General features: G+C 71.5%; 6 protein-coding genes. 2 read left to right on the top strand and 4 right to left on the bottom strand.

Annotation, left to right across the window (positions count from 1 at the left end; translation table 11 throughout):
- Positions 1-84: 84 nt before the first annotated feature.
- On the bottom strand, positions 85-849 hold the full coding sequence (locus ABZY13_RS24980; protein WP_356634408.1) for a serine protease: 765 nt from the start codon (positions 847-849) through the stop codon (positions 85-87).
- 212 nt (positions 850-1,061) lie between these two features.
- Here ABZY13_RS24980 and ABZY13_RS24975 point away from each other — a divergent pair, with 212 nt between their 5' ends.
- Entirely contained in the window at positions 1,062-1,967 is a 906-nt protein-coding gene (locus ABZY13_RS24975; RefSeq protein ID WP_356634398.1) for a hypothetical protein, read from the top strand.
- A gap of 111 nt (positions 1,968-2,078) precedes the next feature.
- On the opposite strand, the gene ABZY13_RS24970 is transcribed toward ABZY13_RS24975, so the two are convergent.
- Positions 2,079-2,804: a VWA domain-containing protein gene (locus ABZY13_RS24970; protein ID WP_356634396.1), complete on the bottom strand. Its 726-nt coding sequence runs from the start codon at positions 2,802-2,804 to the stop codon at positions 2,079-2,081.
- A gap of 251 nt (positions 2,805-3,055) precedes the next feature.
- On the opposite strand from ABZY13_RS24970, the gene ABZY13_RS24965 reads away from it, so the two are divergent.
- Positions 3,056-3,970, top strand: a complete 915-nt coding sequence (locus ABZY13_RS24965) for a rhomboid family intramembrane serine protease (protein ID WP_356634394.1) — start codon at positions 3,056-3,058, stop codon at positions 3,968-3,970.
- 189 nt (positions 3,971-4,159) lie between these two features.
- Here ABZY13_RS24965 and ABZY13_RS24960 read toward each other — a convergent pair whose 3' ends face one another.
- Both ABZY13_RS24960 and gltB read right to left on the bottom strand, forming a co-directional pair.
- The gene (locus ABZY13_RS24960; RefSeq protein ID WP_356634392.1) at positions 4,160-5,623 is read right to left on the bottom strand and encodes a glutamate synthase subunit beta; all 1,464 of its coding nucleotides are present in this window, start codon (positions 5,621-5,623) and stop codon (positions 4,160-4,162) included.
- Positions 5,616-10,211, bottom strand: a complete 4,596-nt coding sequence (gltB, locus tag ABZY13_RS24955; protein ID WP_356634406.1) for a glutamate synthase large subunit — start codon at positions 10,209-10,211, stop codon at positions 5,616-5,618. The genes ABZY13_RS24960 and gltB overlap by 8 nt, the downstream gene beginning before the upstream one ends.
- Positions 10,212-10,556: the final 345 nt, after the last annotated feature.

Genomic DNA, 10,556 nt, shown 5'->3' with positions numbered 1-10,556 from the left:
CCCGGGGGCCGGGGCCGGCCCCCGGCCCCCCGGGCCCCGTGCGGCGGAGCCGTCCCGGAGGACCGGCCCCGCCGTCGGCGTCGGTCAGAGTGCCGACGCCGCGCGGGCTATGTCGCCCGCGAAGTGGCTGACCTCCGTGTAGACGCCGGGGACGCCCGTGCGGGCGCAGCCGTCGCCCCAGCTGACGATGCCGACCTGGATGTACTTGCCGGCGTCGTCCTTGCGGAACATCGGGCCACCGGAGTCGCCCTGGCAGGTGTCGATGCCGCCGCTCTGGTAGCCGGCGCACAGCTCTTCCTTGGCGATCAGCCGGCTGCCGTAGTGCCACTTGCAGGCGCGGTCGCTGACGAACGGCACGCTGGCCTTGCGCAGCTTGGTCGTCCCCGTGCCGGCGCCCTCGCGGGTGTCGCCCCAGCCCGCGATGGTGAACGTGCCGCGGTTGTACCGGTTGGTCGTGGCGATCTTCAGCGTGGGCTTGTCGATCGGCTTGGCGAGCTTGATCAGCGCCCAGTCCTTGCCGTAGCCGTCGTAGCCGGGGGCGAGCTTGACCTTGGTCGACCTCACGCGGATCGCGGAGGAGGAGTTCAGGTCGGCGGCGCCTGCGGTGACGACGATGCTGGTGTTGGTACCGGAGCCCGGCAGGCAGTGGGCGGCCGTCAGCACGACGTCCTTCTTGTAGAGCGCGCCGCCGCAGCCCATCGAGAGATGCACCATGAAGGGGAACTCGTTCTGGGCGGCGGTCGTCCCACCGATGATGCGCGCGTCCGCCGCGTGCGCCGCGACCGGCTGGAGACTGGCTACCGCGAGAGCGACGGCACCGGCTGCCGCGGCTTTCCTGGCCAGGGACAGACGGCCAGATTTCGTCGCATTTTGCGTCAACGTACTTCCCTTCGTGGGCAATTGGGCGGCTCGCAGTATGAAGACCCAGGAGGGGTCATGACAAGGGCGGATCTCACGCCCTTCGGACGGAACCGATCCGGGGAAATGCCGCTCTCACCCTCGTAGAGTGGAAATCGGCGGCCACGGCCCATCGACGGTCACGGCCTGCTGGAGGTACGGACGTGGCGAACGACGGACCGGTCGAGCACGGCTACCCCCACCTGGAGACGGTGCGGGCGGCCGTCACCGCGCTCTACCGCCGTCTGTCCCCCGACACCGTGCGCACGTTCGCGACCAGCGTGGCCCCGGTCGACGTGGCGTTCGGCGACGCCGACGACCTCCATCCGGGCGCCCAGCGGGTGGCGCGGGAACTGGTGCGTCACTTCCGGCTGCCCGATACCCGGTTCGTCGTGGGCTTCCGCGCCATGGACCATGCCGCGAACGTCGAACTCGCCGCCGGGCCCGAGTACTTCGTCGAGCTGAACGACCGCTTCCGCACCCATCGCCGGGACATCGGCGCCGCCCTGGCCCACGAGGTGGCGCACGTCTACCTGCACCGCCTGGACCTGTCCTTCCCCGGCGTCCGCGACAACGAGATCCTCACCGACACGGTGACGACGTACCTGGGCGCGGGCTGGCTGCTGCTGGACGCCTACCGGGAGGACGCGGGGTCCAGCCAGAAGCTCGGCTATCTCACCCCGGAGGAGTTCGGGTACGTCCTCGCCAAGCGGTCGCTGGTCTTCGCGGAGGACCCGGCGCCGTGGTTCACCAGCCCGCAGGCGTACACGGCGTACGTGGAGGGCAGGGCGCTCGCGCTGCGGGACGGGCGGCAGCCCCCGCTGACGGCGGCGGGCCGGTCGGGCCGACTCCGCTACGCCCGTGACCGAAGGCGGGCGCAGTCGGGCCGCCCCGTCCCGGCGCCGGCCGGAGCGCCGTACGCCTTCGCCCCGCGGCCGTCGCCGGACGGCGGGCAGCTACGGGTGTCGTTCCCCTGCCCGACGTGTCACCAGCGGATCGGGGTGCCGGTACGGGGCCGGGTGCGGGCGCGGTGCGGGCTGTGCCGGACGGTGCTGGAGTGCGACACCTAGCAGACCCAGGACACCCAGGACACCAGGACACCTGGTCACCTGGTCACCTGGTCACCTGGTCACCAGGACGCCAGGACGCCTCGCCGGGCATCCCGGAACTCGCCGCGACTCTCAGCCCGCGCGGACGATCCCCCGCTCCCGCGCCGCCGCCAGCCACGCCGGGAACTCCCCCACCAGCCGGTCGTACAGCTCCGCGTCGCAGACCTTCCGCGGGTCGGCCCCCGCGGGGAAGAAGCCGGCGTTGTCGACCGCCCGCTTCCCCGGCACCGGCAGGTCGTCCAGGCGGCGCAGGAAGTCGAACTGCCTGCTGCCGGGGTCTCCGAAGCCGATGAACTGCCAGAACATCGGGAGAGTGGACGCCTTGCACAGGTACCGCTCCGCCGCGAGCTTGTTGATCGGTCCGCCGTCGGTCTGGAAGACCACCAGCGCGGGGTCGGCGGCCCCGCTGTCGAGGTAGTGGTCGATGACGGCGTCCATGGCCAGGTGGTAGCTGGTCCTGCCCATGTGCCCGAGGCCGGCCGCGATCCGCTCGACGCAGCCCCGGTGGCCGGCGAGCTCGATCTCCGTCTCGGCGTCGATGTCCGTGGAGAAGAACACCACCGGCACCCGCCCGTCGTCGTCCAGGTGGGCGGCGAGCCCGAGCACCCGGTCGGCGAGGGCCTGCACGGCGCCGTCCTTGTAGTACGGCTTCATGGAGCCGGAGTAGTCGACCACGAGGTAGACGGCGGCCCGCTGCCCCTCCATGCCGTGCCGGGCGAGGGACGAACCGGCGCTCTTGTACAGGCTCACGAGCGCGGGCGCGGTCTCCTCGATCCTGCGCAGACTGATCGCCGCCATCCCGCCCCGCTCCCTGTCGATCCCCGTACCTCGCCGGTCCCGGCCGACCGGACCCCGAGGGTACGGCACCTGCGCCCCGGGACCCCGCGGGTCCCCCGGATCCGGCATGGCCGCCAAGCGTCTCCAAGACCACGCGCCGCCCCGAGCACCGCGAACCCACCGATCCCGGCACTCCCCCGCGTTGGTTATGTTGATCACCGCCGTCCCCACCGGCTCGCAGCCCGTCCCCGACACTCTCCAGGAGCCGGCCCGTGGAACCCTCCGATTCCACCGTCACCACGTGCTACCGCCACCCCGACGTGGAGTGCCACGTCCGCTGCACCCGCTGCGACCGTTGGATCTGCCCCGCCTGCATGCACGAGGCGGCCGTCGGCCACCACTGCCCGGAGTGCGTGAAGGAGGGCGCGCGCTCGGTGCGGCAGGCGCGCACGGTGTTCGGCGGCCGGATCTCGGCGGTGCCCGAGGTGACGTACGTCCTGATCGCGCTGAACGTGCTCGCGTACCTCGCCGAGCTGGTGCGCCCGCAGATCGTGGACCGGTTCGGGATGCTGGGCGCGGGGCTGGTCGGGCCCGACGGCGTGCACTACGTCTACGACGGCGCGTTCTTCGGGGTGCTGGAGACGGAAGGGCTGGCCGGGGGCGAGTGGTACCGGCTGCTGACCGGGCCGTTCCTGCACATGCCGCCCACCGAGGGGACGTTCGGCATCCTGCACATCGTGATGAACACGGTCGCGCTGTGGAACCTGGGCCGGGTGATGGAGCCGCAGCTCGGCCGGCTCCGGTTCGCCGCCCTGTACCTGCTGTCGGCGCTGGGCGGCTCGGTGCTGGTGCTGCTGCTCGCCCCGGGCACGCTCACCGTCGGAGCGTCGGGCGCGATCTTCGGTCTGGGCGCGGCCCACTACGTCATGGCCCGCCGGCTGGGCGCCGACATGAACGCCGTCAACCGGTTCATGGCGGGCCTGCTGCTGTGGCTGGTGATCTCCGCGGCCCTCACCTCCTGGCAGGGCCACCTGGGCGGACTGCTGACCGGCGGCGCGGTGGCCCTGGCGTTCGCCCACGCGCCCCGGGCCCGGCGTACCGCGGTCCACGCGGGCGCGTGCGCGGCGCTGCTCGTCCTGCTGCTGGTCGCGGCGTGGGCGAAGGTGCAGCAGCTTCGGGGGTACTGAGCGACCGCACCGGGTGGCCTGCTCCCCCGCCACTTCGCCGTCGGTGGCCGCCGCGGTCGTCGTCACCCGGGCGCACACCCGGCGCGCGCGGACATGCGACGGCGCCCGCCCTGTCGTCCGGTCGGGGACTGGTGGGCGGACGCCGTCCGTGTTCCGTACGCCGTTGTACGGGACGTGGGTGGACCCGGGTCAGACCGCCAGGGCGCGGTCGGTCGGGCGGATCGGGGCCGGCAGATCGCTGGCGCCGGTCAGGTAGCGGTCGACGCCGCGGGCGGCCGAGCGGCCCTCCGCGATCGCCCACACGATGAGGGACTGGCCGCGGCCGGCGTCGCCGGCGACGAACACGCCCGGCACGTTGGTCTGGTACTCGGCGTCGCGGGCGATGTTGCCGCGCTCGTCCAGTTCCAGGCCGAACTGCTCGACCAGGCCGTTCTCCCGGTCGGTGCCGGTGAAGCCCATGGCGAGGGTGACCAGCTGGGCGGGGATCTTGCGCTCGGTGCCCGGCTTCGGGGTCAGCCTCCCGTCGACGAACTCCACCTCGGTCAGGTGCAGCCACTGGACGTTGCCGTCCTCGTCGCCCTCGAAGTGGGTGGTGGAGACGGAGTAGACCCGCTCGCCGCCCTCCTCGTGCGCGGAGGTGACCTTGTAGAGCAGCGGGAACGTCGGCCACGGCTGGGAGATCGGGTCCCGCTCCTCGTTCGGGCGGGGCATGATCTCCAGCTGCGTCACCGAGGCCGCGCCCTGGCGGTGGGCGGTGCCCACGCAGTCGGCGCCGGTGTCGCCGCCGCCGATGACGACGACGTGCTTGCCCTCGGCCGAGATCGGGGGCACGACGTAGTCGCCCTCCTGGACCTTGTTGGCCAGCGGCAGGTACTCCATCGCCTGGTGGATGCCCTTGAGTTCCCGGCCGGGCACGGGCAGGTCGCGGGCGGTGGTGGCGCCGACGGCCAGGACCACGGCGTCGTACCGCTTCGCCAGGTCCGTCGCCTTGAGGTCGCGGCCGATCTCGATGCCGGTGCGGAAGCGGGTGCCCTCCGCACGCATCTGCTCGATACGGCGGTTGATGTGCCGCTTCTCCATCTTGAACTCGGGGATGCCGTACCGGAGGAGGCCTCCGACGCGGTCCGCGCGCTCGTAGACGGCGACCGTGTGGCCGGCCCGCGTCAGCTGCTGGGCGGCGGCCAGACCTGCGGGGCCGGAGCCGACGACGGCGACGGTCTTGCCGGACAGGCGCTCGGGGATCTGCGGGGCGACGTCCCCGGTCTCCCACGCCTTGTCGATGATCGAGACCTCGACGTTCTTGATGGTGACCGGCGGCTGGTTGATGCCGAGCACGCACGCGGACTCGCACGGGGCCGGGCACAGGCGGCCGGTGAACTCCGGGAAGTTGTTGGTGGCGTGCAGCCGCTCGGACGCGGCGGACCAGTCCTCGCGGTAGGCGTAGTCGTTCCACTCGGGGATCAGGTTCCCCAGCGGACAGCCGTTGTGGCAGAACGGGATGCCGCAGTCCATGCACCGGCTGGCCTGCTTGCTGATGATCGGCAGCAGGGAGCCGGGGACGTAGACCTCCTTGAAGTCCCGGACGCGCTCCTCGACGGGGCGGGACCTGGCGACCTCGCGGCCGTGGTTGAGAAAGCCCTTGGGATCAGCCATTGGTCGCCGCCTCCATCATCTTCTCGGTGATCTCGGTCTCGGAGAGACCGGCTCGCTCGGCGGCGTCCTTGGCGGCGAGCACTGCCTTGTACGTGCGGGGAATGATCTTGCTGAAGCGCTGCACGGACGCGTCCCAGTCGGCCAGGAGCTTGCGGGCGACCGTGGAGCCGGTCTCCTCGGCGTGGCGGCGCACCACGTCGTGCAGCCACTGCCGGTCCGTGTCGTCCAGGGCCTCGACCGCGTCGAGGTTGCCGGAGTTGACGTTGTCCCGGTCGAGGTCGATGACGTACGCGACGCCGCCGGACATGCCGGCCGCGAAGTTGCGGCCCGTCTCGCCGAGGACCACCGCGTGACCGCCGGTCATGTACTCGCAGCCGTGGTCGCCCACGCCCTCGGAGACGACCAGCGCGCCGGAGTTGCGGACGCAGAACCGCTCGCCGACCCGGCCGCGCAGGAACAGCTCGCCGCCGGTCGCGCCGTACGCGAGGGTGTTGCCCGCGATGACGCTGTACTCGGCGAGGTGGTCGGCGCCCCGGTCCGGGCGGACGACGATCCGGCCGCCGGACAGACCCTTGCCGACGTAGTCGTTGGCGTCGCCCTCCAGGCGCAGCGTGACGCCGCGCGGGAGGAAGGCGCCGAAGGACTGGCCGGCGGAACCGGTGAAGGTGATGTCGATGGTGTCGTCGGGCAGGCCCGCGCCGCCGAACTTCTTCGTCACCTCGTGGCCGAGCATGGTGCCGACCGTGCGGTTGATGTTGCGGATGGCGACCTGGGCGCGCACCGGCTGGGCCTCCTCGGCGGAGGCGGCGTTCAGCGCGTCGGCGGCGAGCCGGATCAGCTCGTTGTCGAGCGCCTTCTCCAGGCCGTGGTCCTGCGCGATCACCTGGTGGCGCACGGCGCCCTCGGGCAGCTCGGGCACGTGGAACAGCGGCTCCAGGTTGAGGCCCTGCGCCTTCCAGTGGTCGACCGCGCGGGTGACGTCGAGCGCCTCGGCGTGGCCGACGGCCTCCTCGATGGAGCGGAAGCCCAGCTCGGCGAGGAGTTCGCGGACCTCTTCGGCGATGAACCGGAAGAAGTTGACGACGTACTCGGCCTTGCCGTTGAACCGGTCCCGCAGGGTGGGGTTCTGGGTGGCGATGCCGACCGGGCAGGTGTCCAGGTGACAGACGCGCATCATGACGCAGCCGGAGACGACCAGCGGGGCGGTCGCGAAGCCGAACTCCTCGGCGCCGAGGAGCGCGGCGATGACGACGTCGCGGCCGGTCTTGAGCTGGCCGTCGGTCTGCACGACGATCCGGTCGCGCAGGCCGTTGAGCAGCAGGGTCTGCTGCGTCTCGGCCAGGCCCAGCTCCCAGGGGCCGCCCGCGTGCTTGAGGGAGGTGAGCGGGGAGGCGCCGGTGCCGCCGTCGTGGCCGGAGATCAGCACCACGTCGGCGTGCGCCTTGGAGACGCCCGCGGCGACGGTGCCGACGCCGACCTCGGAGACCAGCTTGACGTGAATGCGCGCCTGGGGGTTGGCGTTCTTCAGGTCGTGGATCAGCTGGGCCAGGTCCTCGATGGAGTAGATGTCGTGGTGCGGCGGCGGGGAGATGAGGCCCACGCCCGGCGTCGAGTGACGCGTCTTGGCGACCCACGGGTAGACCTTGTGGCCGGGCAGCTGGCCGCCCTCGCCGGGCTTGGCGCCCTGGGCCATCTTGATCTGGATGTCGTCGGAGTTGACGAGGTACTCGCTGGTGACGCCGAAGCGGCCGGAGGCGACCTGCTTGATCGACGAGCGGCGCGCCGGGTCGTACAGGCGCTCCGGGTCCTCGCCGCCCTCACCGGTGTTGGACTTGCCGCCCAGCTGGTTCATGGCGATGGCGAGGGTCTCGTGCGCCTCCTTGGAGATGGAGCCGTACGACATGGCGCCGGTGGAGAAGCGCTTGACGATCTCGCCGACCGGCTCGACCTCGTCCAGCGGGATCGGCTGCCGGTCGGACTTGAAGCCGAACAGGCCGCGCAGCGTCATCAGCCGCTCGGACTGCTCGTTCACGCGCTCGGTGTACTTCTTGAAGATGTCGTAGCGGCCGGCGCGCGTGGAGTGCTGGAGGCGGAAGACCGTCTCCGGGTCGAACAGGTGCGGTTCGCCCTCGCGGCGCCACTGGTACTCGCCGCCGATCTCCAGCGCGCGGTGCGCGGGGGCGATGCCGGAGGCCGGGTAGGCCTTGGCGTGGCGGGCGGCGACCTCCTGGGCGATGACGTCGATGCCGACGCCGCCGATCTTGGTGGCGGTGCCGTTGAAGTACTTCTCCACGAAGGCCTCGTCCAGGCCGACGGCCTCGAAGACCTGGGCGCCGCGGTAGGAGGCGACGGTGGAGATGCCCATCTTGGACATGACCTTGAGGACGCCCTTGCCGAGGGCGTAGATCAGGTTGCGGATGGCCTGCTCGGGCTCGATGCCGGGCAGGAACGTCCCTGCGCGGACCAGGTCCTCGACGGACTCCATCGCCAGGTACGGGTTGACGGCGGCGGCGCCGTAGCCGATGAGCAGCGCGACGTGGTGCACCTCGCGGACGTCGCCGGCCTCCACCAGCAGACCCACCTGGGTGCGCTGCTTGGTGCGGATGAGGTGGTGGTGGACGGCCGCGGTGAGCAGCAGCGACGGGATCGGCGCGTGCTCGGCGTCCGAGTGGCGGTCCGACAGGACGATCAGCCGGGCGCCGTTGCCTATCGCCGCGTCGGCCTCGGCGCAGATCTCCTCGATGCGCGCGGCGAGGGCCTCGCCGCCGCCGCCGACCCGGTACAGGCCGGACAGGGTGGCGGCCTTCATGCCGGGCATGTCGCCGTCGTGGTTGATGTGGATGAGCTTGGCCAGCTCGTCGTTGTCGATCACGGGGAAGGGCAGCACGACGGAGCGGCAGGAGGCCGCGGTCGGCTCCAGCAGGTTGCCCTGCGGGCCCAGCGAGGAGCGCAGGGAGGTGACCAGTTCCTCGCGGATGGCGTCCAGCGGCGGGTTGGTGACCTGCGCGAACAGCTGGGTGAAGTAGTCGAAGAGCAGCCGGGGGCGCTCGGAGAGGGCGGCGATGGGCGAGTCGGTGCCCATGGAGCCGATGGGCTCGGCGCCGGCCTTGGCCATCGGGGCGAGGATGACGCGCAGCTCTTCCTCGGTGTAGCCGAAGGTCTGCTGGCGGCGGGTGACCGAGGCGTGGGTGTGCACGATGTGCTCGCGCTCGGGCAGGTCCGACAGCTCGATCTCGCCGGCTTCCAGCCACTCGGCGTACGGCTTCTCGGCGGCGAGGGCGGCCTTGATCTCGTCGTCCTCGATGATCCGGTGCTCGGCGGTGTCGACGAGGAACATCTTGCCGGGCTGCAGGCGGCCCTTGCGGACGACCTTGGCGGGGTCGATGTCGAGGACGCCGACCTCGGAGCCGAGGACGACGAGGCCGTCGTCGGTGACCCAGTAGCGGCCGGGGCGCAGGCCGTTGCGGTCGAGGACCGCGCCGACCTGGGTGCCGTCGGTGAAGGTGACGCAGGCGGGGCCGTCCCAGGGCTCCATCATCGTGGAGTGGAACTGGTAGAAGGCGCGCCGGGCCGGCTCCATGGAGTCGTGGTTCTCCCACGCCTCCGGGATCATCATCAGCACGGAGTGCGGCAGCGTGCGGCCGCCGAGGTGGAGCAGCTCCAGGACCTCGTCGAAGGAGGCCGAGTCGGAGGCGTCCGGGGTGCAGACCGGGAAGACCTTCTCCAGCTTCTCCGGGGCGCCGAACAGCTCCGAGTACAGCTGGGACTCCCGGGCGCGCATCCAGTTGCGGTTGCCCTTGACGGTGTTGATCTCACCGTTGTGCGCGACGAAGCGGTACGGGTGCGCGAGCGGCCACGAGGGGAAGGTGTTCGTGGAGAAGCGCGAGTGGACGAGCGCGATCGCGGAGGCGAAGCGGCGGTCGGACAGGTCCGGGAAGAAGGGCTCGAGCTGGCCGGTGGTCAGCATGCCCTTGTAGACGATGGTCCGCGCGGACAGCGACGGGAAGTAGACGCCGACCTCGCGCTCGGCGCGCTTGCGCAGCAGGAACGCCTTGCGGTCCAGCTCGATGCCGCGGGAGGCGTGGTCCGTGACGAAGATCTGGCGGAAGGCGGGCATCGTCGAGCGGGCGGTGGCGCCGAGCAGCTCGGGCGCGACGGGGACCTCGCGCCAGCCGAGGACGGTCAGGCTCTCCTCGGCGGCGATCGCCTCGATCCGCGCGAGGGCGGCGTCGAGGCCGTCCTCGGGCAGGAAGGCGGTGCCCACGGCGTAGCCGCCGGCATCGGGCAGCTCGAATCCGGCCACCTCGCGGAAGAAGGCGTCCGGCACCTGGGAGAGGATGCCCGCGCCGTCGCCGGAGTCGGGCTCGGAGCCGGTGGCCCCTCGGTGCTCCAGGTTGCGCAGAACCGTGAGCGCCTGCTCGACCAGCGCATGGCTCGCCTCGCCGGTGAGGGTGGCCACAAAGCCGACGCCGCAGGCGTCGTGCTCGTTGCGGGGGTCGTACATACCCTGCGCAGCAGGGCGAGCATCCATGAAGGACCAGTTCTGGCCATTCGCGGACTGCTGGGACGGCTGGCGCGGCGTACGCATCGGCTCTCCCGTCGTCGTCATGTGGCGGTGGTGTCCTCCCAGGCCTAGCGGGCTCTGGGGGAAGGTGCCGAGGGACGACGCTGGCCCTCTGCGAGATCTGCGATGAGATCAAAATTTCGTGCAGGTTACATGATGGAGCGATTCTCGGGAACCGGATACTCCGTTCCAACATGCGGACGCCGCGGGTGGCGGCGGGGGTACCGCCACGGGCGGCGAAGTATGGGGGGACCGAGCAGGACAGATCGGTGTCCGTCGGTCCAGGGACGGGGAGGCAGCGCCGCCGGCCCCGTGTGGGCGCGCCGCGGGCCTCATTGCCCACAGCGCTTACGGGTCATGCCCGGCGGT

It is taken from the genome of Streptomyces sp. NPDC006610, assembly GCF_040611575.1.
In the GTDB taxonomy this organism is placed as follows: domain Bacteria; phylum Actinomycetota; class Actinomycetes; order Streptomycetales; family Streptomycetaceae; genus Streptomyces.
Note: the sequence above shows the minus strand (reverse complement) of the source record. Positions and strands in the feature narration are given on the sequence as shown.

Excerpts from the sequence above, each read along its gene's own strand:
- ABZY13_RS24960 (WP_356634392.1), bottom strand. The coding sequence starts at position 5,623 with ATGGCTGATCCCAAGGGCTTTCTCAACCACGGCCGCGAGGTCGCCAGG.
- ABZY13_RS24970 (WP_356634396.1), bottom strand. The coding sequence starts at position 2,804 with ATGGCGGCGATCAGTCTGCGCAGGATCGAGGAGACCGCGCCCGCGCTC.
- gltB (WP_356634406.1), bottom strand. The coding sequence starts at position 10,211 with ATGCGTACGCCGCGCCAGCCGTCCCAGCAGTCCGCGAATGGCCAGAAC.